Origin of the sequence: Flavimarina sp. Hel_I_48, assembly GCF_000733945.1 — a bacterium.
Taxonomy (GTDB): domain Bacteria; phylum Bacteroidota; class Bacteroidia; order Flavobacteriales; family Flavobacteriaceae; genus Leeuwenhoekiella.
This window is the reverse complement of the sequence record NZ_JPOL01000003.1, coordinates 336,989-361,944: the sequence shown is the minus strand read 5'-3', so window position 1 is coordinate 361,944 and position 24,956 is coordinate 336,989. Positions and strand designations below refer to the sequence as shown.

Genomic DNA, 24,956 nt, shown 5'->3' with positions numbered 1-24,956 from the left:
AGTATGTAATCCCTTACATAACCCCCAATTACAAAGGTTTCAAGATCCAGTTCATCTGCCGCAAGGCCTATTTTTGAGAAAATTTCGTAATCTATCGCTTTATCAAAGCTTTGGGTAAGCATAGTTTTTTATTTGCGCAGGATGGTTACCTGACCATCATTTTTAAGCCTTATAATGGTAGAAGGATCACCTGATTTTTTATTGCGCTGCAAATTTACGATATAGTCAACGCCATTTAAAATGACCGGTGAGATTTCTTTAAAGCTTTTTGGTGTAGGTTCCCCACTAAGGTTTGCCGATGTTGAAACAAGAGGCCTTCCCAGTCTTTTTATAAGTTGGCTGCAAAAATCATCCCGGGTCACGCGTATGGCGAGGGTATTATCTTCTCCCACAAGATTTTCTGCTACCCTAATGGGGTCATCATAGACAATTGTGGTAGGTTTTTCGGCATATTTCAAGATGTCGTAGGCAACTTCGGGAATTTGTTCAATAAATTGATTGAGCAATTTAAAATCATTGACCAGGCAGATCATCGCCTTTGTTTCCGCACGCTTTTTAAGGGCATAAATTTTATCTACCGCATCTGCATTAGTGGCATCACAACCTATTCCCCACACCGTATCTGTGGGATAAAGTATGAGTCCGCCACGTTTTAGTACGGCAAGGGCTTCTTTTCCTTCTGTGGTGATATTGTTCTTGTAATTACTGGGTGGCATTTGTAAATGTATTAGGATAATTATTTTGTAAAAAGTATATCGTCTGACTTATCCCTGACGGATAGTTCGTTGAGATAGCTTATCAATTTATCTGCATTTTCTTCGAGTGAAATACGTTTCTCATCTTTTAAAAAACGGGCGTTTTTAAAATGTGGTGTAATAAGTGCCGCAAAAACGTCTACCGTAACATTTGAAACATTTTTGAGGTGGTGGTGAACATATTCCATGTATAGAAAATTCACTGACTTAAGTGTTTTTTGCATTCCTAAAAGAGGAAAGTACCCAGCACCCTCTATGTCCATGATCAGGCCTTGTGGGATGGGTAGTTTTTGATCTTCAATATGTTCATCAAGGGTTATCATTTCTACCTGCACTTCTTTAAGTTGATCATAACTGTACCTCAAAATATTTGTGACCGGTTTAATTTCACTTTCGCCGGTATTCACTGTATTTTGATAAAACGTACTTTTTTTGTCTCATTGCCCACCGCATTATTGAAAGCACGTACATTGTTCAATGTATGCAGGTGCAGGTTCATTTGAACAAAATCAAAGGTGTTTTTATTCGCTTCGTAACCTATAATTTCCCCGGCCTTTTTAGCCAGTGGAACCAGCAACGTCCCTACGTGCGTTCACACAACATAGATCACATCTTCAGAGTTCATTAACTGGCTTATGATTTCAATCTTATCAATATCCCATTTCCCATCAAAAACCAGGGCTTTTCCTATGCTGATATCTTCTGTGGGCATCGCGATAATCCCATTTTGCGTATCGTAGATTATCCCCCTGGCATAAGGTCCCAGCGTAGTTTTGCGCTTGATGGATTTCCTGTTTTTAAAGAAATATTTGATCTTTCTCAGCATAACACGATGATTTAAGATAACAGGGATTTATAAACCTTCATGTATTGCTTTGCGGTTTCTTCCCATTTGAAACTATTTGCATGGTTTCTGTAAAGCCGACTTAAGTCTTGCTCGTTTTCTTTATAGTTGGAGAGTCCATTTTCTACTGTTTCCGCCATATATTCGGGATCATAGTGATCCCAGTAAAAAGCATGCGCTCCACCTATTTCCGGTAGGGATGTGTTATTTGAAAGAAAAACGGGTTTACCGTAGCTCATGGCTTCAATTGGGGGCAAACCAAAACCTTCGCGTAGGGATGGGAAAACAAAACCAGCGCAATTTTTCAAATAATATCTTTTATCTATTTCGCTGATCTTCCCTAAGATGTGTACCCGGTTTTCAAGCTTGTTTTTAGAAATATGTTTTTTTACGGTTTCAACATACTCTTTGTTGGAATTACCGGCGAGAACCAGCTGAAAATTGGGTAAAAAAACCAACATTTCAACCAGGGTATGCGTGTTTTTGCGCGCTGTCATTTCACCAATATTAAATAAATAAGGCTGCGCCGGAATAAAATCTGGCCGGTAATCTTCAGGTATATTCGTATTTGTAATCGTATTACCGTTGTAGATTACGTGCTCTGGGACAGCGGGCACCCTAAAATGGGCGTGCGTATTTTCTTTTGCAAAGTTTGAAATATAGACAATGGCATTACAGCGGCTAAGTTTTTCATTAAAGCGCTGCTTACGCTTATCGTCACCGGAACGCTCTTCCATAAAGTGAATGTCGTGAACAGTCATTAAATAGGGTAATTGAGTATGCGGTTCTATTTTTGTGTTTTGATTCAGCGAATGCCACAGATCGTATTTTTTGCGGATCCTAAACAGCGGGTGCCTTGATAACGAACTATACTTTTTGTAGTTGAATGTTGTCCCAAATTCCTCCTGAAGTTCTTTTAAGTCACTCGCATGAACTGTAAATTTTAACTGTTCATCCTGCTCAATCTCACTTAAACCTTTGATCAAATGATAGTTGAACTGACCGAAACCAAAATACCTGTTTTTTATATTATGAGATTCTAAAAAGACATGTTTCATGGTGATTTATGACTGGTTTTGGCCGTTTTCCAACTTTATAAATTAGCATTACTTTTGCACTTCAAATCAACGTATGAAACTACATTCCAATCTGGATAACAAAAGTAGTGTTTTAAAATTAGAGCAACTGCTCAAAGATTTTGATCATGAAGGCACCCTTTTTTCTGGCGGTGCCCGAAATACCATTAAAACATTTGACTTTGAAGGAAAGAAAATCTCTATAAAATCCTTCAAAATCCCTAATCTGGTCAATAAAATCGCCTACAAATTTCTTAGGAAGTCTAAGGCCCAGCGCTCGTATGAGTATGCCACAAAATTGCTTGAAATGCAGGTAGGCACCCCAAAGCCTATCGCATATGCCGAAGAAGCTAAATTGCTTTTCAATAAAAGTTTTTATGCCTGTGACCTTCTTGATTGTGACCTTACCTACCGCGATCTTGTGGATAACCCAAAATATGCCGGAGAAACGGAAATTTTAAAGGCGTTTACTCAATTTACATTCAGTTTGCATGAAAAAGGGATTCACTTTTTAGATCACTCTCCCGGTAATACGCTGATCGTAAAGAACGCGAAAGCATATGAATTTTATCTGGTGGACCTTAACAGAATGGAATTTAAACCAATGGATTATACCACACGGATCAAAAACTTTAGCCGTTTGACGCCTAAGAAGAAGATGGTAGTGGTCATGGCAAAGGAGTATGCGCGCCTGGCGGGATATGATGAGCAAAAAACAATAAGTGATATGTGGAAGGCCACTAAGGAATTTCAGGAAGGTTTTCATAGAAAAAAACGCCTGAAAAAGAAACTTAGGTTCTGGAAATAATCGTTTGTTTTATTTAATATCCCTGCGGTAAAGATATAGCCGCATGTATCGAAGCACTACGGAATAGCTTTGTAAAAAACTAACCGAGAAACCCACAATACCGTCACGAAATCCCTGTTGGATAATATAATGTTTAAAGAATTTCCAGAACGGTTTGACTAAAAAATGGAATGGGGTAAGCGTCCCTGTGATGCTGTCATAGTCCCGAGCCTGCCAGTAGGAATATTTATTCAGTTTATTAAGATAGTGATCTAAGCTTACATAGGTATTGTGGTGCAACCTGTTTTTAAGAAAACCTACAGTGCCCTCAGAAATTATCTCTTCATGGACCATTTTATCCTCATAACGGTTGTAACTTTTCTTAAAAAGACGAATAACCTTATCATTTTGCCAACCGCTGTACCGAACCTCTTTTCCCATAAAATGGTTTTTGCGGTAAATCCAGTAGGCATTTATATCTGGTTCTGGTTTTGCAAGAATTTCTAAAATTTCATCTTGCAGCGCAGGGGTCACGCGTTCATCTGCATCAAGCAGAAGAATCCATTCATAAGAAGCCTGGGGAATGGCCCAGTTTTTCTGGGAAGCAGGATATTCAAAATCCCTTTGTATTACAAAATCTGTGTACTTTTTAGCGATTTCTACAGTATCATCTGTACTGTAAGAATCTACCACCATGGTTTCATCAGCGAAAGCAACAGACTTTAAGGTGTTTTCAATATTATGGGCTTCATTATAAACCGGGATAATGGCGGTGACCTTTTCTCGGTTTTTTTGATCAGTAAGGGTAATAGGATGTCGAACGGTCTTGCTTTTAAAATCTCCCAATTTGCGCCTCATCTTAAATCGCCGAACTAAATTTATGGGCTTTGGCTTTAAATAATCCTTGTTTTTGTGCAAAAAGGCTACGGATGCTTCAACGACCCTGGCACTTGATTGACCATCCTTATAGGGGTGGGTAACTTTAATATATTCACGAATGGAATTCATGAGTTGTTCTGGTTCTGTAAGACCTTTTTCCAGTGCTGGGACTATCTCTTCCGTTGTTTCAACATTTAGCAGATGTGGCCCAGGTTTGTTATTTTTAAAGGTAACCACCGGTTTTTCCTGCAAGAGAAATTCGGTAATTGCAGAAGTGGTATCGCCCAGCATAACATCTGCCTGCTTGAACAAGGGGATTAGATTGGTGGTTTTGTGAAAGGAAAGGTTGTCGTTTACAAGCGTTTTGAACTTGTTTACAATATCCTTGCTCATTTTAGGATGTAATACGACCAGGATTTTAAAAGTATTGCTGTTTGACAGATTCTTTATGACTTCTACCACTTCAGGATTGTGGGCAAGGCTATATTTTGGCGAAAAAGTAGATGCAATAAGTAAAGTAGGTCGGGCATGAACTTCTCTCTTTACTATAGGAAAGAGCGGATCTACTTTTGACCATCCCGTTTCTACGACATCAAAATATCCGTATTTCTTTTCTTTTTGTTTGAAAATACTCGTTGTTGAAGCTCCCTGGGTACAATAGAGGTCAAAAAATCCCCTGATTCTAAAATGCCCTCTTTTATGACTGTGTTTAAAGGCAAGAAAACCATGAAATAACTGCACTTTGATACCCGGTATAAAATCAGGTACGCTATCTGTGGCGGTCAGTACAACATGGGGATGATAATTTTTTATATCCTGTATGGAGTCACAGGTATCTTTGTTTTTGATCTTCTTTTTGGAATAGGACATATCGGCAAACCACTTTACCTGATAGCCGCGCTTTTCAATCTCCTGTTCCAAAGGTTCGCCAATGGGGATACCATAGGAATGAGAAATGTAGATTAAAAACCTATAGATCATTTATTGATATTTTTCTTCAAAAAATCAACTAAAAGAGGTTGAAAGTGATCAGGGCTAAATGCGGTATACAGTCTCTCATTTGCGGCTAGAACATCCTTTTTTTCGGCTAAATTGTCAAATAATTCGGGTTTATAATCATTAATATGTACCGCGACATCCTTATCGCTTTCCTCATTGATCCAGGTTTCTTTTTGAATTTGGGGAGAGAATATAGCAAAAGTGGGCACATCAACAGCTTTTGCCATATGTACAGCGCCGCCTTCATTTCCTATAAGCACATCGCAAAAAGACGCTATACTGATAAATTGTCTCAGGCTAGTTGCATAACACGACCGTATAACCCTCGATTTTACTTTAGGATCACAGAGGCCTAGCAATTCTTCTACACGGTCATGTTGTGAAGGCAAATAATTAAAGAGAAGTTGGACATCACTGGTAGCTACGATTGTTTTAAGTACTTCGGCAAAATGAGCCAAAGGATAACTTTTATTAATACTACTTCCTAAAACACTGCACATGACAATAGGGCGGGAAAGATTGACCCCAGACTGTACCATAAACTTTTTTGCCACTTCCTTCTCTTCTGGGGCGAGGGAAATTTTAGGCCTATATGTTTGTTCTCCTGCTATTCCCAGGGGTCTCAATAAATCCATACGAAATTGAATTGCTTTACCAACAATACTTTTTGGTGTATTTTGATAATCCTTGGTCGTTGTGTATAAAAACCAAGTATACCATTTTTTTCTACCTACTCGTACTTTTGCATGAGTACCGTAGGTTAAAAGCGCAGACCCAATCTTTGAGTAAACGTCAATTACAGCGTAATATCGTTCCTTTCTAAGACGTGACAGGAATGCAATAAAATTAAGTTTTTTTCCTAACTCGTCCTCACGGTCTAAAATGATCGTGTGAATATAAGGATTACCTGCTACTACCGGTAGCGTATTTTTTCTAATAAGAAAATGTAATTCTGCACCGGGAAATTTATCATTTAAGGCTTCAAAAAGTATGGAAGACAACAGCACATCGCCTATCATCTTCTGCTGAATAACCAAAACCTTCATATATATGCCCTAAAAGTAATAAAAGAAAATCGATGTGCTATACGGCGACACTATAATCCCTCAGTGCATCATTTAAAGAGGTTTTTTTATTGGTGCTTTCTTTGCGTGTGCCAATTATAAGTGCACAGGGAACCTGAAATTCCCCAGCAGGGAATTTCTTCGTATAACTACCGGGGATCACCACACTGCGCGGTGGTACATATCCCTTTGATTCTTTAGGCTCATCACCAGTCACATCTATGATCTTTGTCGAACCCGTCAAAACCACATTAGCTCCTAAAACAGCTTCTTTCCCCACACGTACACCTTCTACCACAATACATCTGGACCCTATAAAGGCATTGTCCTCTATAATGACAGGTGCAGCCTGTAATGGTTCTAAAACACCACCTATTCCCACACCACCGCTAAGGTGTACATTTTTTCCTATCTGGGCGCAGCTACCTACAGTCGCCCAGGTATCTACCATTGTGCCTTCTTCTATATGTGCGCCAATATTGACATAACTCGGCATGAGGATCACTCCCTTTGAGATATACGCACCATGACGTGCAACGGCATTTGGCACAACCCGAATGTCCTTATTTTGATAACCTGTTTTGAGAGGCATTTTATCGTGATATTCAAAAATACCGACTTCCATTTTCTCCATTTTCTGAATTGGGAAATAAAGAACGACCGCTTTCTTTACCCATTCATTTATCTTCCAGCCATCACCATCAGGTTCTGCAACGCGAAGAACCCCTTCGTCCAAAAGTTCAATGACTTCCCTAATCGCATTCTGAGTTACCTTTTCGGTAAGATGGGACCTGTCGTCCCAGGCTTTTTCAATCACATTTTTTACTTGCTCCAAAATCTTTTAGGTTTTTATCATAACGGTTGGCCAAGGCTATAGAAGGCGCCGTTTTGTTGTTATTATTCAAAGTCCAGGTTTCAAAGATAATCCCACTACTATAAACAGCCAAGGCTTGCCCATATAAGTTTTAAAACCTTACTTTTGCAAAAATTGAAGTATGGCACGCATTCTTGCAATAGATTACGGTACAAAGCGCACGGGTATTGCAGTTACAGATGAACTGCAGCTTATAGCCTCTGGACTAACTACCGTAAAAACGGATGATCTGCTCTCTTTTTTAAAGGAATATTGTGAAAAGGAAGATGTAGAGCGTATACTTATTGGGGAGCCCAAGCGTATGAATAATGAAGCATCTGCAGTGGAAGAACATATTTTAAAGTTCTGTGAAAATCTGGAAAAGGTCATAGTTATTCCAATAACCCGTGTAGATGAGCGTTTTACTTCTAAACTAGCAGTAGAAAGCATGATCAAGAGCGGTCTAAAGAAGAAAAAACGTCAAGACAAGGCGCTCGTTGACGAAATTAGCGCCACTATTATATTACAGACATATTTGTATAAATAAATAGCTTTTAAAGTAAAGAACAAAAATAAAAGTAGCCATGATTTTACCTATAGTAGCGTACGGTGATCCCGTGCTGAAACAGAAGGCAAAAATGATCCCAGCAGAATATCCTGACTTAGAAGTGCTGATAGATAATATGTTTGAAACAATGTACGGCGCCAGTGGGGTAGGGCTTGCCGCTCCGCAAGTAGGGAAATCCCTTCGCATATTTATTGTAGATACGGCGCCATTTTCTTCAGATGAAGATATAGAAGATGAGGAACGTAAAGATCTTGAGAACTTTAAAAAAGCATTTATCAACGCAGAGATCATCGAAGAAAAAGGTGATGAATGGCCTTTTGGTGAAGGTTGTTTAAGTATACCTGGTATCAATGAAGACGTTTTCCGCCAGCCAGATATCACTATACGATATGAAGATCTGGACCGTAAGGAACATACGGAGACCTATACAGGACTAATCGCAAGAGTAATTCAGCATGAATACGATCATATAGAAGGTGTCTTATTTACGGATAAGCTTTCTAGCCTCAAAAAACGTATTTTGAAAGGTAAGTTGAAAGGTATTAGCAAAGGAAAAGTAGATGCGGATTATCGTATGCGATTCCCGGAAAAAAAAGGTCGATAGAACATAATGCGTTTTAGCTGAATCTATCTTCACATAACGCATGCAAATATTTAGTTACATTCCTTTGAAAAATCATTTTTTCAAAGTGATATTTGCAACCTCAAAAAAACAAATCCAAAACTGATAGGTTAAAAGTATCGTAAATTGAGAAAAAACCTCTCAGCTTTAAAAAATATATAAAATGAGTTTAGATAAAGTATTATCCATTTCAGGAAAACCGGGATTGTATCACTTAAGAGCCAAGACACGTACCGGGTTTATAGCAGAATCCCTTTTAGATGGTAAGAAGATACCCGTAAGCATGCGCCATAATGTAAGTATCTTATCAGAAATTGCTATTTATACGCTTGAGGGAGAGGTTCCCTTAAAAGATATTTTTAAAAATATAAGCGAAAAAGAAAATGGCAAACAAGCAATAGACCATAAGTCTTCAAAAGATGAACTTGAGGCTTATTTTTTCGATGTTTTGCCTAATTTTGATGAAGATCGCGTTTATGCCAGTGATATCAAGAAAGTGATACAATGGTACAATCTCCTTCAAGCTCAGGATATGCTTGATCTGGAAGAAAATAACAAGAGTGAAGAGCCTGCGAAGGATGAAGAAGAGTAGAAGTGAATTCTAAATAATAGTACATTTAGCTACCGAATTTGGGGATTTTGTGCTCCATTGGTAGTTTTATTGTTAGTTTCTCCTCAAACCCTTATTATGAGTAACCGCCAGGAAAAATTGCAGGCTTTTGATCGCCTGCTTACCATAATGGATGAACTGCGTGAACAGTGCCCCTGGGATAAAAAACAAACCCTCAGGTCCTTGCGCCATCTTACTATTGAAGAAACCTATGAACTGGGTGATGCCATATTAGAGGATGATCTTGATGAGGTAAAAAAAGAATTAGGAGATCTATTATTGCACATTGTTTTTTATGCTAAAATAGGCAGTGAAACAAACAGTTTTGATATTGCAGATGTAGCTGATGGCATTTGCGAAAAGCTCATTTCAAGGCATCCCCATATTTATGGAGATGTCAAAGTAGAGAACGAAGAAGATGTAAAGCGCAATTGGGAAAACCTGAAATTAAAAGAAGGAAAATCCTCTGTGCTTGAAGGTGTTCCAAAATCATTACCAGCTTTGGTTAAGGCCAGCAGGATACAGGATAAAGTTGCTGGTGTGGGTTTTGACTGGGAGGAGCCCCAACAGGTTTTTGAAAAAGTAAAAGAAGAATTGGCCGAACTGCAGGCGGAAGTAAATAGTGCAGATCAGGATAAAATGGAAGCCGAATTTGGCGATGTCTTGTTTTCAATGATTAATTACGCGCGCTTTTTAAATATTGATCCAGAGAGTGCTCTGGAGCGTACCAATAAAAAGTTCATAAAGCGTTTTCAGTATTTGGAAGAGAAAGCAAAAAGCACCAATAAATCACTAAAAGATATGACATTGGCAGAAATGGATATTTTTTGGGAAGAAGCAAAAAAACTTTAAACGACCAGAATTGCTTATATTGAACAGTTAAGAACTTTAATCAAAACCGGTATATGCTCCATAGGGGCAATTACCTAAGTATTTTAAGACTATGGATTTTACAAACCCTTTAATTTATGGTGTTCCCTGTTTTCTAGGGCTCATCCTTGTAGAGCTTACCTACAGCAAGTCGCACGATGAAGGTAAGCATCTTTATGAATGGAAAGACCTGAGATCTAGCTTTGCAATGGGACTTGGATCTGCAATTCTATCGCCTTTGGCTAAAACCATTTCGGCCATTTTGATTTTTAAGGTTGTTTATGAAATTTTCAATCCACTTGTAGAAGGTGTACGTACCAATATAATGGGATGGGAATCGTTTGGTTATGCCTGGTATTTTTGGGTATTGTGCATGCTGGCAGATGATTTATCCTATTATTGGTTTCACCGGGAAAACCATATGGTGAGATTTTTATGGGCAGCACATATTGTGCATCACTCTTCAGATAATTTTAATCTGGGTACCGCTATACGTAATGGATGGTTTACTATTTTTTACAAACCACTGTTTTACATGTGGATACCCGCGCTAGGGTTTCCCGTGGAAATGTTGATTGTTTGTCTTGGAATAGAAGCACTTTGGCAATTTCAGTTACATTCCCAATATATCCCGAAAATGGGATTCCTGGAGCGTTTTCTCAACACTCACACCATGCATCAGGTTCATCATGCCCGTAATATTGAATATATGGATAAAAACCACGGTGGGATTTTAAATGCTTTTGACCGTATTTTTGGTACGTGGAAGGAACTGGATGAAGATATTGCCATAGAATACGGCGTTACGAAACCACCTAATTCTTACAATCCTTACGTTATTCTAACTCATGAATATAAAGATATCTGGAAGGATATGAAGCGCTCTGATAACTGGTACCATAAATTTATGTATGCCTTTGGACCCCCAGGATGGAGCCATGATGGAAGTACATTGACCACAAGACAACTTAGGAGAAAAATACGTTTGGATTCGGAGTCTGGAAAGAATATGGTAAAAGCTTGAAAAACGAACTATTTCCTGAAATCAGGACTGCGTTATCTTTGATTACGTAGCTAAGTAAAGCATACTACTATTAGAAAAGGGTTTGAGATTATTATCTCAAACCCTTTTCTAGTTTATAAATGTTTGAGAATTAACCAGAATCTTTTTCTTTAGAACTATTGTTCAAATTTTAATGGTGAAATGCGCTATCTAATACTAGTTACGATTGAGGATATAAAAAGTTTTTTAAGATCGTAATTCCTTGAAAACTTCAACCTGTACATGATTTCTACATTCAACATGTTTTGATCTTAAAATCAGAATTTTAGCTTTGAGTATTATTAATTAAAACCTAAAGCAAGAGTAATAAAACTATGTATTTTATCGATTAAATGCAATATTAACTGTTTAAATGCATAATTTTCTTGTGAGAACGATTAACATCTGTTATATTTGTACCATAATGTTAAGGAAATCCAGTTATTCACCCCAAAAGAATAATTGGTCGTTAATTACGACAGCAGCTGACTTGTCCACCCCAAAGCAAGTCAGCACTTTTTAATAAGAATGGAGCCCAATTGGGCTCCATTTTTACTTTATAACTTTATTTACCGCGTATTGCATTTCTTAATGTTAAAAAGATATTTTGGATCTTCTAAAACTCAGTGTCCAGAATTTTCAGAAAGGACATTGAATAATTTTACGGTTAATCGAAAGATTGCATTTCTACCAATTTCTTATACGAACCATTTTTAGCGAGCAGTTCGTGATGTTTGCCCTGTTCTACGATTTCGCCACGTTGCATGACCACGATAAGATCTGCGTTTTGAATGGTGCTGAGACGATGGGCGATAACCAGAGAAGTACGGTTCATCATCATATTTTCCAGCGCGTTCTGTACCAGTCGTTCACTTTGTGTATCCAATGCCGATGTCGCCTCGTCGAGAATCATAATAGGAGGGTTTTTAAGTACTGCACGGGCAATAGAGATTCGTTGTTTTTGTCCACCACTTAATTTGTTCCCACTATCCCCAATATTGGTTTCCAGCTTAAGGGGTAGATCCTTGACAAATTCCCATGCGTTGGCTATTTTGAGGGCTTCAATAATTTCTTCATCCGTAGCATCAGGTTTCCCTAAAAGCACGTTGTTGCGTACCGTATCATTAAAGAGGATAGAATCCTGTGTCACCAGTCCCAGAAGATCACGGAGTGATTTTTTTGTTATTTTCCTTATATCTGTTCCATCTACCTGTATGCTGCCATCGTTTACCTCATAAAAACGGGTCACAAGATTGGCGATGGTGCTCTTTCCACTACCACTTTGACCTACCAAAGCAACCGTAGAGCCTATAGGCACCGCCACGCTAAAGTTTTTAAGCACCCATTCCTCTTCATAGCGGAAGGAAATATCCTTCAATACCAGTGCTTTATCAAACGTATTTTTCTGTATGGCGTCTGGGGCATCTGTAATGGTAGATTCCGTATGCAGCACTTCAAGAATTCGTTCTGCCGCGGCATTCCCCTTTTTCACACTATAAGATGCTTTGCTAATCTGCTTGGCAGGAGTCAAAATCTGATAAGAAAGACCCAAAAACGCAATAAAAGAGGCCGCCTGAAGGGTTCCTTCAACCAAAACCATCTGCCCACCGAACCACAAAATGATAACGATCACAAAAATCCCTAAAAACTCACTGGTGGGAGAGGCCATATTCTGACGGTTTACCAGGCTGTTGAGAATTGTATTCAGGCGATCTGTACTTTCTCTAAACTTTTTCCTAAAAGCGTCTTCGGCATTATACCCTTTTACAATTTTAAGACTGGACAAGGTTTCCTCCACAATGGAGAGGAATTTACCATTCTCCTCCTGTGCCTTATGGGATTGCCGTTTTAAGGTCTTCCCAATCCTTGAAATAACAAAACCGGAGATGGGCAGAAAGATGAATACAAACAGGGTCAGTTTTGCGCTTATCAATAACATGGCGATAATCGTAAATATGATTGTAAGCGGTTCACGAACTACCATTTCAAGAATAGATAGGAATGAATGTTCCACCTCGTTTACATCTGCAGTAATGCGGGAAATCGTATCCCCTTTACGTTTTTCAGAAAAATAGGCGATGGGTAGTTCGGTGAGTTTTTCGTAAATGGCATTGCGAACATCGCGCATGACACCGTTACGTAAAAATGTAATAAAAAATGTAGCCAGGTAGCCAAAAAGATTTTTGAGAAAAAATAGGATGACAACGATGATACAGATATAAACCAAAGCAGAAAGCTCATTGTCTGCCACACGCTGACTTATATTATAATAGAAAGAATCAACTGCATAATCCTTAACGCCAGTCCATCCATCCCAAACGGGAAGCTTGTTAACGCGTTTACTTTTGTCAAAAAGAATTTCTATTACCGGTATGAGTGCAAGAAAGGATAGCGTACTAAAAAGCGCATAAAATATGTTACAGACAATATTTAAGATTGCATAGCGCTTGTAGGGCAGTGCAAAACGAAGGATTTGTTTAAAATAATTCATGATGTGATTTAAAAAAGCATGCCATTAGAAATGACATGCTCTATTATACGGGTCAATACGCAAACCCTTAGATTGAATAGGATCGTTGTTATACGCCCATTTCCTGTATAATTCCCTGTATTTTATAGTCAAGTTCTTTATTTACCTTTTCGTATTCTGATGCGTTATCAAGAGGAAGGTTAACACTGATATAAAATTTAATTTTAGGTTCTGTACCGCTGGGGCGTGCCGCAATACGGCTACCTTGTTCTGTATGGTAAATAAGCACATTGGATTTTGGAATGTCTATATCCTCCGTGTCGCCAGTAGCCAGTCGCATAGATTTAGATGTTTTATAATCATCGATACGTACTACTTTTTCACCATTTATTTCGGTCATGGGGTTCTCACGTAGATCTTTCATGATCTGTGTGATTTCCTCTGCGCCAGATATTCCTTTTTTGACCAGGGAAACCAGGTTTTCTTTATAAAGACCATGTTTCACATAAAGATCGATAAGCATATCATAGAACGAAGTATTATTTGCTTTCGCCCAGGTAACGATCTCACAGGCAAGTAGGGTAGCGGTAACCGCATCTTTATCCCGAACAAAATCACCTACCATATAGCCAAAGCTTTCTTCCCCGCCTCCTATAAATTGCTGTTCGGGAAAATCTTTGATCATCTTGGCAATCCACTTAAAGCCGGTAAGGCCCAGTTTACATTCCACTTTGTAAGCCTTTGCAAGCACCTCCATCATGGGAGTAGATACAACCGTGGAAGCGATAAATTCATTTCCTTTTACGCTCTTATTTTCTATGTAATTCTTCAACAGGAAATCAGTCATTACCAGCATGGTCTGATTACCATTGAGCAAAAGTAATTTATGGTTGTTGTCGCGTACCGCGATACCTAATCTATCGCAGTCTGGATCTGTACCTATTACGATATCCGCACCCGTTTCTTCAGCAAGTTCCATGGCCATTTTTAAAGCTTCCGGTTCTTCTGGATTAGGGGATTTTACAGTTGGGAAGTTGCCATTAGGCTTCATCTGCTCCTCAACCATGAACACATTTTTGTATCCTGCCCCGTCAAGTACATCAGGAATTATGGTTACCGAAGTACCGTGCAGGGGTGTAAAAACAATCTTGGTTTTACTGCGGTGTTCTTTGAGATCGCTAAAGCTTCCATTTTTAAGTGAAGCTTTAATAAAAGCTTCATCGATCTTATCGTCAATACTTTGTATAAGTTCTGGCTTTGCCTCAAAATTGATCTCAGAATAATCCATGTTTTCAATACGTTCAATGATCTCATGATCTTCTGGTGGAACAAGCTGGCCGCCGTCTTGCCAGTACACCTTATAGCCGTTATATTCAGGTGGGTTATGGCTTGCGGTAAGTACAATACCACAATGGCAGTTCAATTCTTTTACGGCAAAACTCAGTTCTGGGGTAGGGCGCAGATCAGAAAAAATATAGGCCACGATATCATTTGCAGAAAATACATCTGCAACGACCTGAGCCAGTTCTTTACTGTTATTGCGACAATCATAGGCTATCGCAATTTTTATCTGCTCTTCTTTGAATGTTTCTTTGAGATAGTTGGAAAGTCCCTGGGTATTTTTACCCAGTGTATATTTGTTGATACGATTTGTACCCACACCCATCACACCGCGCATACCCCCGGTACCAAACTCCAGGTTTTTATAAAAAGCCTCTTTGAGCCCATCAGGATCCTCTTTTTGAAGTTCCTTTATTTTAGCCTTGGTTGTCTGGTCAAAATCATCGGTTAACCAGGAATCTATTTTATTCTGAATTTCAGGGGCTATATCACTCATGTTTTAATAGTTTAATGTTCAAAAATACGTTTTTTAAGTGCTTTAAGCAGATTTAAAGCCTTTTTTGGCAGTTATTAAGTACCTTTTGCGGTCATTTTTAGACCGCAAAATGAGTTCTCCCAGAAAGCCGGCGATAAATAATTGCACACCTATTACCATACTGATCAGGGAAAGGTAAAATTCTGGCCGCTGGGTCAATAGCCTACCGGCTGTATTGAAAAAAAGCTTATCAATACCCAAATATACGGCAAAGCTAAAACCAATTATAAACATTATGCCGCCCAGCGCGCCAAAAAGATGCATGGGCCTTTTTGCGAAATACGTAATGAACCAGATCGTAAGTAAATCAAGAAAACCTTTTATAAAGCGATCTGCACCAAATTTTGTTTCGCCATATTTACGAGGCTGATGTTTGACCGTTTTTTCGGTAATATTTGCAAAACCTGCATTTTTCGCAAGAAGCGGAATATACCTATGCATCTCACCGGATACGTCAATGTTTTTTACAACCGCATTTTTATAAGCTTTTAGTCCGCAGTTGAAATCGTGCAGCTGCAGGCCACTCGTTTTACGGGCAGCTGCATTGAATAATTTTGAAGGTAAGTTTTTAGACAATACCGAATCGTACCGTTTTTTTTTCCATCCGGAAACCAGGTCGTAACCTTCGTTTTTTATCAGGGCGTACAGTTCTGGGATTTCTTCCGGACTGTCCTGTAAGTCGGCATCCATAGTAATTATCACGTCTCCGGCGGCAGCATCAAAACCTGCATGCAATGCCTGGCTTTTTCCATAATTTCGGTTAAATCTAATACCTTTTACTTCCTGATGCGCATCGGCCAGGGAAGCTATAACCTCCCAGGAACCATCTGTGCTCCCGTCGTCTATAAAAAGAAGCTCATAGGTAAAACCATGGGACTCTAAAGTAGTGGCCAGCCAGCGATATAATTCATCAAGCGATTCCCGTTCATTGAGCAATGGGATTACTATAGATAGTTGCATAAAATCTCTAGGCTAGGGTGGGGTCTTTTTTGCGAAATAAAAGCGAGGCGAGCAAGCCTATTAAGAGCATAATGGCAAGAAAAATAAAATAACCCTGTATTTGGCTTCCTACAGAAAAATTATTGTCCGCATTACGTGCTTCCTGTACCGCTTTATCAATGTCAGCCTGTGGTGCATTAAAACGTTCCATGATGCCCTGTACTTCTTCGATTGATTTTTCCTTTATAATATCAGCAGCATCTGTATCAATAAAATTAAAGAGGATGATAGTAAATAGGGTGCTTATGATCAAACCTAGAGCTACGGTTATGGTATAAGAGGTAAAAACGTCCTTAAAACTGGGAAACTTAAAAATTTTTCTGGCAGCATAGCAGGAAAAAAGGGCAAAAGAAAAGACCAGGACGAGGTTTAGAAGACCTACCCAAAAGTTGGCAAGCCAACCTACATTTACCACATAACAAATGGTTGTGACGAGTATAAGGGTCAATCCCATATACAATCCTAAATTAAGCGCCTGCTTTCTTGCTTGTGTTTCCATAAATAAGTTATAATTTGGCCAGTTAGTAGACAAAAATAGGAAATTGTTAGTCTTTGTAGACTACTATTTGCGATTTTACATGTATTTAATTACAAATCAATTTGCGAACCCAATTTTTATTTTTAAGTTTGCACTTCAAAATTGAGAAGACCGTTAAATAGGATATCATGAAAAAAGACATTCACCCAGAGAATTATAGAATTGTAGCATTTAAAGACATGTCTAACGACGAAGTGTTTTTAACTAAATCTACAGCAAACACAAAGGAGACCATTGATATGGATGGTACCGAATATCCACTTGTTAAATTGGAAATCTCTAGAACATCACATCCATTTTACACTGGTAAATCTAAACTTGTAGATACTGCTGGACGTATTGATAAGTTCAAGAACAAATACAAGAAATTCGCTAAGAACTAATAAGCGACTTATAATATTGAAAAGCCTTTAGCTTCCTGAGCTAAAGGCTTTTTTGTGCGCTATACTGAAGTTAATTGGTGAATTTTAGCTGGTTTTATTTTTAGTTTGGGGCGTTTTCCTGCGGGTCGGGCTTTAGGTTGCAATCTTTTTGCTCGTGCCTTACAAAAAGGATTTCCACTGCAATCCCTAACGCATAATTCTTCTCAAAGACATAGGTTTTTCTGCTATGCTAGGTTTGCACTATATATGATCAATATAAATTTTAGGATTACTTACAGATACACAAAAATTTAATACGCAAAAGTTCGTTTTTACCTCGAAAAAACAACTTCTAGTGCTTAATAATCGGTCAGTTTATGAAGTTTTTCAAACGATTAATCACTCTTTAGAAGGCGTAACCAAACAAAAAACGGAAGTACTATGTTTAAATAGTACTCCCGTTTTGTATCAATATTCTATATAAATCCGAATGGTTTTAATTAACCACCGCAGGCTTTTTATAATCAAATAAGTGTTGCTCTTTTATAAGTTTGCCTGTATCCTCTGGCAGCATTTTCTCCCAGCCTTCTTCGTTATGAGAAATCATGCGTAGCACTTCCCTTGAGAAAATAGTGAGTATTTCTGGATCGTAATCTTCAATATCCACAACGCGGCCATTGTATTTAAAGAATTTGTACAATTCTTTCATACGTGGGTGTACCTTAAGATTTTCACTGGTAGTGAATTCGCCAGTTTCTGGATCTTTCATGGGGTAGAGGTAAACTCTTAAATCCTTAAAGAAAAGTTTTCCAAAAGCTTCCAGGATCCCGCCGCTCAAATGTCTGTAATATTGCTCGTCAAAAATATCGATAAGGTTATTTACACCCATCGCGAGCGCCATACGCTCTTTTGTATAGCGACCAAAATATTCTACAAGTTTATAATATTCCTGAAAGTTGGATATCATTACGGTCTGTCCTAAACTACACAAAAGTCTGGCGCGGTCCATAAAATCCTCTTCGTCGATCTCGCCCTCAGCCCTCAGGTTTGACAAGGTAATTTCAAAAAGGACTTCTGTATTTTCTTTCTGAACCCTATTTTCATTAAGAAATAATTCGAGGGACTGCTCATACATATCCATATTTACCTTGGTCACGGGTCTAAAGCTTCCGCGAAGGGCAAGGATATTCTTTTTATAAAGGATTTTGGCGGCAAGGATATTATTTCCGTCAGGACCAAACATTACGGCATCCGTAAAGCCATTTTTCAATAGTTGAAGGCTCATTAGTCGGTTATCCACCTTTTCAAACTGCGGGCCTTCAAAATTGATCATATCGATTTCGATCTGGTCTTTATCTACGTGATCATATAAATAACGCAGCAATTTTTTCGGGGAATCATACTTGTAATACGCTCCGTAAATGAGGTTTACGCCTAGAGTTCCCAGCGTTAGCTGCTGTAGACGGGCATCATTTTCATGAAAACGCACGTGAATGATGATCTCGTTGAACCCTCCCTGCGGTTCTACCTGATATTTGATACCCACCCAACCGTGTCCTTTGTATTTCTTGGCAAAATCTATGGTTGCTACCGTATTTGCATACGTAAAGTACATTTTATTGGGGTGTTTTTCCCGCGATATCCTGTTCTCCAGTAATTGGGTTTCATGGGAAAGCATCTTTTTGAGACGTGCTTCGGTCACATAGCGTCTATCTTCCTCAATACCGTAAACGGCATCACTAAAATCCTTATCGTAGGCAGACATTGCCTTTGCAATGGTACCGCTGGCACCACCAGCCCTAAAAAAATGCCGTACAGTCTCCTGCCCGGCACCTATTTCTGCGAAAGTTCCATAAATATTTTCATTCATGTTTATACGCAACGTCTTGTTATGAATGGAGGGAATATTTTCAAATTCCTTATCGCCTGCAATTGTGATGGGCATAGCTTATTTTTTTAATTTTTCATCTTTCAAAAGATGTACCAAAGGTAGTAAATCGGTCGTGCTTACGAAAAAATATACCTATTTTTGTATCAAATTTATAAAGCTTGAAAATTACTTTTTTAGGAACTGGCACTTCACAGGGGATACCCATTATAGGGAGCAAACATCCCGTTTGTCATAGCGACGATCCCAGGGATAAGCGGCTGCGCGTTTCTATATTGATAGAAGCCGCAGAGCGCAATTATGTAGTAGATTGTGGGCCAGATTTTAGACAACAAATGTTAGTTAATCAAGTGGATAGGCTGGATGGTATTCTTTTTACCCACGAGCATGCTGATCATACCGCGGGTCTTGATGATATAAGGCCTTTCTTTTTTAGACAGGGGAATATTCCCGTCTATGCACATAAACGTGTGGTGGGTGAACTTAAACGACGCTTCGATTATATTTTTGAGACCGAAAACAAATATCCGGGTGCCCCGGGAGTGGCCATTCATGAAGTAGTAAATGACGCAACTTTCAAACTGGATGACCTAAAGGTCATACCTATAAATGTATACCATGCGAAATTACAGGTCTTTGGCTATAGAATAGGGGACTTTGCCTATCTCACCGATGTGAAGACCATTGAACCTGAGGAAAAGGAAAAGCTTAAAAACCTTGATGTTCTGGTGGTAAACGCCCTTCGGGAAGAGCCACATTATTCTCATTTCAATTTAGAGGAGGCGCTCGAATTCGTAAAAGAAATCAACCCAAAAAAGGTGTATTTCACTCATATAAGTCATTTACTGGGCTTTCATGAAGAAGTGGAAAGTAAATTGCCTCAAAACGTCCACCTTGCCTACGATGGTCTAAGCATAGAAGTCAATTAGATCAACACAATTCCCAATAACCATTAGATAGATATTAGTTATGAAAAGACATATTTTTATGTACCTTTTTTTCTTTGCCGCACTGTGGATCATCTTTCAGTATGCTAACGAAAAGAAAATTTTTGGTGCTCAGGAATCCAAGATTGCAAAGCTTGAAGAACGCGCCATAAAAGCGGAAGACAGTCTTGCTGGGCTAGCTGATAACACCGGTGATCAAAATTCTTACTTTGGTCTGGAGGGCAATGAGAATGCTTATGCTTATTTTGATAAGTTTGGTGTTTCCGTATATGGACTGGAAGCCAGAATTGAAGATGCCGTGATCAGTAAAAACACCACTGGGGGCAATTCCCTTATTCCTTTTGAAAATACCGAACGCGTTTTTAAGGTCAACAAGGTTAAAGTGCTTAACCATAAATGGATCCTTGCAGACTTTACAGATGGTAAACGCTGGGGCGAACTAGTGCTTGGTTATGACGTTGCAGAGAATGGCGCTATAGATCTTCATCTTCTAGAATCACTTATTTATCCCGTAAATTAAGGTTGTTGTTGCAACCACTGTTTTAAATCTATCAGGTTTTGTGGGGCGACTCCGTGACCCACGGGATATTCCTGAAGTTTAGAAGAAATGCCTAGCTTTTCCAGATACATAACAGTGTTTCGAGCCGCTTCGACCGGGATTACCTGGTCCTGACTTCCGTGAGAGGAAAATACTGATAATTTATAGTAAACCGAATGATCTTCCTTAGGGGCAGTGATCTCCTCATTAATATAACCACTCAACCCTATCAGATTTTTGACTTTCTCAGGGTAGGTGAGTGCCACTGCGTAACTAATGATCGTTCCCTGACTAAAGCCCAGTAGCGTAACATTTTTTGCATCAAGGTCGTAAGCATCAACCGCCTCATCTATAAATTGTACCACAAGGTCCCGTGCTTCTGCCGCCTGTACATCATCAGAACGTTTGGCTTCGCTGCCATCCCAGTAAATCGTGTACCACGCGTTGCCGTAGGGTTGCATGGGCATGGGCGCACGTACCGAAATCACAAAATAATTATCGGGTAATTCTGATGCAAAAGAGAATAAATCCTGTTCATTGCTGCCATAACCGTGAAGTAGTAACAGGAGTGGGGATTTATCTCCGGTTTTTGATTTTGGCTCTTGAATAATATGGGTTAAGGAAAGTTGTTTTTCTTTCATAAAGAATCTAATTTTTTGGTAATTGGGGCTATTTTCTGACTAAAAAAGGTGGTTTTTCGGCTTAAAAGAACAAATTCTGTTGCTTTTATTTGATAAAAGTGAACCATTCCTGAAATTTTTCACCAACGAGCGGAATGGGTTTGGTAACATTTTGAAAGGCATTTAAAAGTCCATATCCCCACAAAACAGCAAAAAACACTAGAAAGGATATTGAAATTATCCAGCTGTCAAAATAGGAGACAAGTACGCCCGTAATGTAGAAAAGCACAAAAATGCCAAAGGCCTGGCGAATGTGGAAACGTGCAAAAGCATTCTTGTGCTCCAGGTTCATAAAAATGGCGATTATTGTACCTATAATGGTCGCATACGCAACTATGGCAATTAATTTTGCGTTGTCCCGAGTTGATTCTGTCATAAACTTAAGCTTTGATCCATTGGTTATTGGCTATCACGCCGTAAACTGTTCCCTGAAGACGTTCCCCTATAAAAGCCGAATTCTTTGATTTGGCAAGTATCGCATCTTTGCTATAAACGCAACTTCCTTCCGTTGAAAAAAGGGTGAGATTGGCTGGTTTTCCTTCCGTAATCATCAAATTATTACCGGTAAAACGTTCGCGTCCCGCCGTGAGCAAATGTATGGCCCTCTCTTCAGAAACAACGTTGAGCAATGCTTTAAAGGTAACTTCCTGTGCAATCGTACCATACATCGCATGGTCAAATTCCAGCTTTTTGTTCTCTATGTCAATGGGATCGTGATCACTGCAAACCATATCAATTGTGCCGTCATTGATGCCATCTATAAGCGCCTGGCGATCCTCTTCAGTCCGCAATGGCGGCATGAGTTTGTAGCGCGTATCAAATTCGTTTAAGGCTTCATCTGTAAAGATCAAATGGGAAACCGCTACGCTACAGGTAATATCAAGCCCTTTGTTTTTTGCTTCACGAATGAGCGCAACAGCCGTTTTTGTGGAAATTGTGGGGGTATGCATTTTACCACCGGTATATTCCAGAATATGAAGGTCACGCGCAATTTGTAGGCTTTCTGCTAATGCGGGAATTCCTTTTAAGCCCAGGTTTGTTGCGGCGACGCCTTCGTTTACCATTCCCTTGCCCACAAGGTCTTTAGTCTGCGGAAATGGAAGAACGAGCCCATCAAATCCCTGAACATATTGCAGCGCGAGTTTGAGTAAATTTGGGTTTTGAACCGCCCCCTGATAATCGCCAAAGGCAACGGCACCGCCCTGGTGCATATCATAAAGTTCTGCAAGGTCTTCACCGCTGCTTCCCCGGGTCAATGCCCCTATGGGAAAAAGCTCAACCGCGTGATGTGCCGCCCTGTCCTTTAGATATTGAACGGAAGCTTTAGTGTCTATAACCGGAACTGTTCGTGGCTGCACGGCAATACCGGTAAAGCCACTTCGGGCGGCGACCTGCAGGCCATTTGCGAGCGTTTCACGTTCCTCATGCCCGGGTTCGCCCAGATTGACACTGCTGTCAAACCACCCTGCGGAAACCTTCAAACCCTTTTCAGCAATTACGGTTTCGCCTTCCTGTGGTTCCAGATGTTCTGAGATTGCGGTGATCGTTCCGTTTTCTACACGAATGCTCACTTCCCGGCCATTTAGGTCATGCCCTTCAGCTATAAGTTTTGCAGCGTTTATGCGTATGTTCATTTTAAAAATTTTAAGAGCAGCATTTCACAAAAGAGAAAAAACAGGGCAAAAATAAGAAACCATTTGAAAAGTACATCAACGCTCGCTGCTTTTGCGAGATCAGTTAGTGCATTGGACAGGGAATCATGCAGGGTTATAGTTCCATGCGGATTTATGTTGGCATTTCCCGGTTGACTTTGCTTGCGGTCATAATTAAAAGCCACGTGACCCACGATGGAATCCTGATAAAGTATTTCATAAATACCAGCATCCTGTATAGCTTCCTGAGTGGATAAGGTGACTATAGTTCCCTTTTTTTCCTGCAACGGAATAAAAACCTGTTCCTGCTTACGCAGGCTATAAACGGCATCGCCAGTAGCACTTGATTTTATATCAAAACTGTTGTTTTTACCTAAAAAATAGAAAGATTTAGGTAGTGAAAGTGCTGTTTTTGCTATTTCTTCAAAGGTGGGCACAATGAGTAGGCTTTCCTGAAAATTACTGTTGGTTTTGTTTAAACTTCCGCTGAAAACGAAGATGCCTTTGCCGTTGCCCAGAAACGCATTTCCATTTTGTAGACCTAAAATCGCCGAAGTCCCACCGTACTGAAAACCGTCCTGAATGCTGGGGTATTGAAAGTTGTCCGCACGTCGTTCAAAAACATTTTTATAGAGTGGGTGATCGTAATTTATAGAAGTAATTTGGTTTTTTGTGGTATTTCTTTGACCAAAGGTGGCAAGGCCATAGGCATTCAACAAAGCATTATATGCGCTAGATTTGCTACTGGTAGACGGTATCAACACAAGCTGACCGCCACTTTCCCTAAAGGTAAGCAACATATTTACAAGCGCCTGCGGAACCTGTTCCAGTTCGTTGAGTATTACAACTTGCTGATCTGCGATTAAATTATAGGAAAGAGCACCTTCAGCAACACTGGTGTATTCATATTCTTCAGAACTAAAAATTTTAGCGAGATAAGCATCCGGAGCGCTATTAATGCTCAGAATTTTTAGGGGATCTGGGTCTGTGATACTGAAATAAAAAGTATTATCATAGGTAAGCGCGGCGTCATTGATAGTCAGGCGGCCCAGAAATTGTTTATCTGTAGGGATTTTAAAATGGACCTCACCAGAATTGCTTTCCTCAAAAGAAGCTGTTGCTTTAGCGGTAAGTTTTTCGCCATTGTAGAGGGAAACAGGTACTTTTTGGTCTGTTAAGGTATTTTGTTTGACGTTTACAACCAGTTCATAATCACTTTTAGAACGCATTATCGAAAGACTGTCAATATAAAAATTCTGTGCGGGAATGGCTTCCATTTTCACCCAATGCTGCTGGATATTTTTAAGGGAATCCAGCGTGGCGGTTTCAAGGGATTGAAAGTCTGAAACAACGATCAATTCTTTGCTTAGCGCCGGGTCGTCCTTAAACGCATTCTGAATTTTTAAATTGAGCGCTGTCGTTTCTAATGTTTTCGAAGCGTATCCAATACTTAAAAGGGTGTTGAGATCAGTTACCGGATTGATATCTTTATAGATTTGATCATTCGTCAGTACGGTAAAGTTTTCCGAAGTATGCTCCACAAGCTGCTGTATAGCTTCGGTAAGTAATGGGCCTTTGGCGCCTTTGGCCTGCATGCTAAATGAATTGTCGAGATAGATAACGGTATCCTTTTTGCGCGTTGCGTTTTCGCCGTTAGGTATAAAAGGTTGTGCAAAGGCTAAAATGGCCGCAGTAAGGGCAAAAAGCCGTGTTACAAGAATGAGCCATTTTTTTATTACGGAACTTTTTCTGGTGTTTTTTACAACGGCTTCCAGAAAAGCGACATTCGTAAAAGGAACTTTTTTAAAACGACGCAGCTGGAACAGGTGAACGATTATAGGAATAAGCAGTAAGAAAAGGGCATAGAGTATGTCTGGATTCTTAAACTGCATGTGCACGTGAAGTTACTCGCACGAAAATACTCGATTTATAAGAGAAATAGGGCATTTTCAACATTATTTTTGAGTCTGGATCTGCTCTCGTTTTATAGGTAAATAAGCAATTATTTGAAAATTACCTATTGAAATTTTTGTGACC

At 39.4% G+C, this 24,956-nt stretch carries 26 protein-coding genes; 9 read left to right on the top strand and 17 right to left on the bottom strand.

The window, feature by feature from the left end; genetic code table 11:
* Positions 1 to 128 precede the first annotated feature (128 nt).
* The 5 genes from P162_RS17480 to P162_RS17465 are packed head-to-tail and all read right to left on the bottom strand — an operon-like array spanning position 129 to position 2,657.
* Positions 129 to 716 carry an L-threonylcarbamoyladenylate synthase gene (locus tag P162_RS17480; protein ID WP_051908160.1) on the bottom strand — a complete coding sequence of 196 codons (588 nt, stop codon included), beginning with the start codon at positions 714 to 716 and terminating at the stop codon, positions 129 to 131.
* A 20-nt stretch (positions 717 to 736) separates the two neighbouring features.
* Positions 737 to 1,162: an FkbM family methyltransferase gene (locus tag P162_RS17475; protein WP_031429280.1), complete on the bottom strand. Its 426-nt coding sequence runs from the start codon at positions 1,160 to 1,162 to the stop codon at positions 737 to 739.
* Positions 1,159 to 1,332: a hypothetical protein gene (locus P162_RS17785; protein ID WP_164076286.1), complete on the bottom strand. Its 174-nt coding sequence runs from the start codon at positions 1,330 to 1,332 to the stop codon at positions 1,159 to 1,161. Before P162_RS17785 ends, P162_RS17475 begins: the two co-directional genes overlap by 4 nt.
* A gap of 15 nt (positions 1,333 to 1,347) precedes the next feature.
* Positions 1,348 to 1,581 (bottom strand): hypothetical protein, encoded by a 234-nt coding sequence (locus tag P162_RS17470; RefSeq protein ID WP_031429278.1) that lies wholly within the window; start codon positions 1,579 to 1,581, stop codon positions 1,348 to 1,350.
* An 11-nt stretch (positions 1,582 to 1,592) separates the two neighbouring features.
* Positions 1,593 to 2,657 carry a glycosyltransferase family 4 protein gene (locus P162_RS17465; protein ID WP_031429276.1) on the bottom strand — a complete coding sequence of 355 codons (1,065 nt, stop codon included), beginning with the start codon at positions 2,655 to 2,657 and terminating at the stop codon, positions 1,593 to 1,595.
* Between the two features lie 73 nt (positions 2,658 to 2,730).
* Here P162_RS17465 and P162_RS17460 point away from each other — a divergent pair, with 73 nt between their 5' ends.
* Complete coding sequence (locus P162_RS17460; RefSeq protein ID WP_031429274.1) at positions 2,731 to 3,483, top strand: lipopolysaccharide kinase InaA family protein; 753 nt, start codon at positions 2,731 to 2,733, stop codon at positions 3,481 to 3,483.
* A gap of 9 nt (positions 3,484 to 3,492) precedes the next feature.
* Here the strand turns inward: P162_RS17460 and P162_RS17920 are convergent, their stop codons facing one another.
* From P162_RS17920 to P162_RS17445, 3 genes are read right to left on the bottom strand one after another with little or no spacing between them, the layout of a single operon-like run.
* On the bottom strand, positions 3,493 to 5,322 hold the full coding sequence (locus P162_RS17920) for a glycosyltransferase (protein WP_241077821.1): 1,830 nt from the start codon (positions 5,320 to 5,322) through the stop codon (positions 3,493 to 3,495).
* On the bottom strand, positions 5,319 to 6,386 hold the full coding sequence (locus tag P162_RS17450; RefSeq protein WP_031429271.1) for a glycosyltransferase family 9 protein: 1,068 nt from the start codon (positions 6,384 to 6,386) through the stop codon (positions 5,319 to 5,321). The genes P162_RS17920 and P162_RS17450 overlap by 4 nt, the downstream gene beginning before the upstream one ends.
* Before the next feature lie 37 nt (positions 6,387 to 6,423).
* Positions 6,424 to 7,239 carry a 2,3,4,5-tetrahydropyridine-2,6-dicarboxylate N-succinyltransferase gene (locus P162_RS17445; protein ID WP_031429270.1) on the bottom strand — a complete coding sequence of 272 codons (816 nt, stop codon included), beginning with the start codon at positions 7,237 to 7,239 and terminating at the stop codon, positions 6,424 to 6,426.
* A gap of 160 nt (positions 7,240 to 7,399) precedes the next feature.
* Between P162_RS17445 and ruvX the strand changes: the two genes are divergently transcribed.
* The 5 genes from ruvX (at position 7,400) to P162_RS17420 (ending at position 10,951) form a co-directional block, all read left to right on the top strand.
* Entirely contained in the window at positions 7,400 to 7,804 is a 405-nt protein-coding gene (gene ruvX / locus P162_RS17440; RefSeq protein ID WP_031429268.1) for a Holliday junction resolvase RuvX, read from the top strand.
* A 37-nt stretch (positions 7,805 to 7,841) separates the two neighbouring features.
* Complete coding sequence (gene def, locus P162_RS17435) at positions 7,842 to 8,429, top strand: peptide deformylase (RefSeq protein ID WP_031429266.1); 588 nt, start codon at positions 7,842 to 7,844, stop codon at positions 8,427 to 8,429.
* A 181-nt stretch (positions 8,430 to 8,610) separates the two neighbouring features.
* On the top strand, positions 8,611 to 9,039 hold the full coding sequence (locus tag P162_RS17430) for a DUF5606 domain-containing protein (RefSeq protein ID WP_031429264.1): 429 nt from the start codon (positions 8,611 to 8,613) through the stop codon (positions 9,037 to 9,039).
* 96 nt (positions 9,040 to 9,135) lie between these two features.
* Positions 9,136 to 9,909, top strand: a complete 774-nt coding sequence (gene mazG / locus P162_RS17425) for a nucleoside triphosphate pyrophosphohydrolase (RefSeq protein WP_031429263.1) — start codon at positions 9,136 to 9,138, stop codon at positions 9,907 to 9,909.
* A gap of 91 nt (positions 9,910 to 10,000) precedes the next feature.
* A complete protein-coding gene (locus P162_RS17420; protein ID WP_031429262.1) occupies positions 10,001 to 10,951 on the top strand; it encodes a sterol desaturase family protein in 951 nt (316 codons plus the stop codon).
* A 685-nt stretch (positions 10,952 to 11,636) separates the two neighbouring features.
* On the opposite strand, the gene P162_RS17415 is transcribed toward P162_RS17420, so the two are convergent.
* The 4 genes from P162_RS17415 to P162_RS17400 all read right to left on the bottom strand — a co-directional run bounded on the left by P162_RS17415 (position 11,637) and on the right by P162_RS17400 (position 16,813).
* The gene (locus P162_RS17415) at positions 11,637 to 13,460 is read right to left on the bottom strand and encodes an ABC transporter ATP-binding protein (protein WP_031429260.1); all 1,824 of its coding nucleotides are present in this window, start codon (positions 13,458 to 13,460) and stop codon (positions 11,637 to 11,639) included.
* An 88-nt stretch (positions 13,461 to 13,548) separates the two neighbouring features.
* Positions 13,549 to 15,276, bottom strand: a complete 1,728-nt coding sequence (locus P162_RS17410) for a phospho-sugar mutase (protein ID WP_031429258.1) — start codon at positions 15,274 to 15,276, stop codon at positions 13,549 to 13,551.
* A 42-nt stretch (positions 15,277 to 15,318) separates the two neighbouring features.
* Positions 15,319 to 16,275 (bottom strand): glycosyltransferase family 2 protein, encoded by a 957-nt coding sequence (locus P162_RS17405; protein WP_031429257.1) that lies wholly within the window; start codon positions 16,273 to 16,275, stop codon positions 15,319 to 15,321.
* Positions 16,276 to 16,282: 7 nt separating this feature from the next.
* Complete coding sequence (locus P162_RS17400; RefSeq protein WP_031429255.1) at positions 16,283 to 16,813, bottom strand: DUF4199 domain-containing protein; 531 nt, start codon at positions 16,811 to 16,813, stop codon at positions 16,283 to 16,285.
* 167 nt (positions 16,814 to 16,980) lie between these two features.
* Here P162_RS17400 and P162_RS17395 point away from each other — a divergent pair, with 167 nt between their 5' ends.
* On the top strand, positions 16,981 to 17,235 hold the full coding sequence (locus P162_RS17395; protein WP_031429254.1) for a type B 50S ribosomal protein L31: 255 nt from the start codon (positions 16,981 to 16,983) through the stop codon (positions 17,233 to 17,235).
* Positions 17,236 to 17,710: 475 nt separating this feature from the next.
* On the opposite strand, the gene P162_RS17390 is transcribed toward P162_RS17395, so the two are convergent.
* Positions 17,711 to 19,159, bottom strand: coding sequence for a nicotinate-nucleotide adenylyltransferase (locus P162_RS17390; RefSeq protein ID WP_031429252.1), 1,449 nt, complete (start codon positions 19,157 to 19,159; stop codon positions 17,711 to 17,713).
* A gap of 104 nt (positions 19,160 to 19,263) precedes the next feature.
* On the opposite strand from P162_RS17390, the gene P162_RS17385 reads away from it, so the two are divergent.
* On the top strand, positions 19,264 to 20,031 hold the full coding sequence (locus P162_RS17385; protein WP_031429250.1) for an MBL fold metallo-hydrolase: 768 nt from the start codon (positions 19,264 to 19,266) through the stop codon (positions 20,029 to 20,031).
* 40 nt (positions 20,032 to 20,071) lie between these two features.
* Complete coding sequence (locus P162_RS17380) at positions 20,072 to 20,569, top strand: hypothetical protein (RefSeq protein WP_031429248.1); 498 nt, start codon at positions 20,072 to 20,074, stop codon at positions 20,567 to 20,569.
* On the opposite strand, the gene P162_RS17375 is transcribed toward P162_RS17380, so the two are convergent.
* From P162_RS17375 to P162_RS17360, 4 genes are all read right to left on the bottom strand, one after another.
* Complete coding sequence (locus tag P162_RS17375) at positions 20,566 to 21,228, bottom strand: alpha/beta hydrolase (RefSeq protein ID WP_031429246.1); 663 nt, start codon at positions 21,226 to 21,228, stop codon at positions 20,566 to 20,568. The genes P162_RS17380 and P162_RS17375 overlap by 4 nt on opposite strands.
* Positions 21,229 to 21,313: 85 nt before the next feature.
* A complete protein-coding gene (locus P162_RS17370) occupies positions 21,314 to 21,643 on the bottom strand; it encodes a membrane protein (protein ID WP_031429245.1) in 330 nt (109 codons plus the stop codon).
* A 4-nt stretch (positions 21,644 to 21,647) separates the two neighbouring features.
* Positions 21,648 to 22,901, bottom strand: a complete 1,254-nt coding sequence (locus P162_RS17365) for a dihydroorotase (RefSeq protein ID WP_031429244.1) — start codon at positions 22,899 to 22,901, stop codon at positions 21,648 to 21,650.
* Positions 22,898 to 24,811: a BatA domain-containing protein gene (locus P162_RS17360; RefSeq protein WP_031429242.1), complete on the bottom strand. Its 1,914-nt coding sequence runs from the start codon at positions 24,809 to 24,811 to the stop codon at positions 22,898 to 22,900. Before P162_RS17360 ends, P162_RS17365 begins: the two co-directional genes overlap by 4 nt.
* Positions 24,812 to 24,956 lie beyond the last annotated feature (145 nt).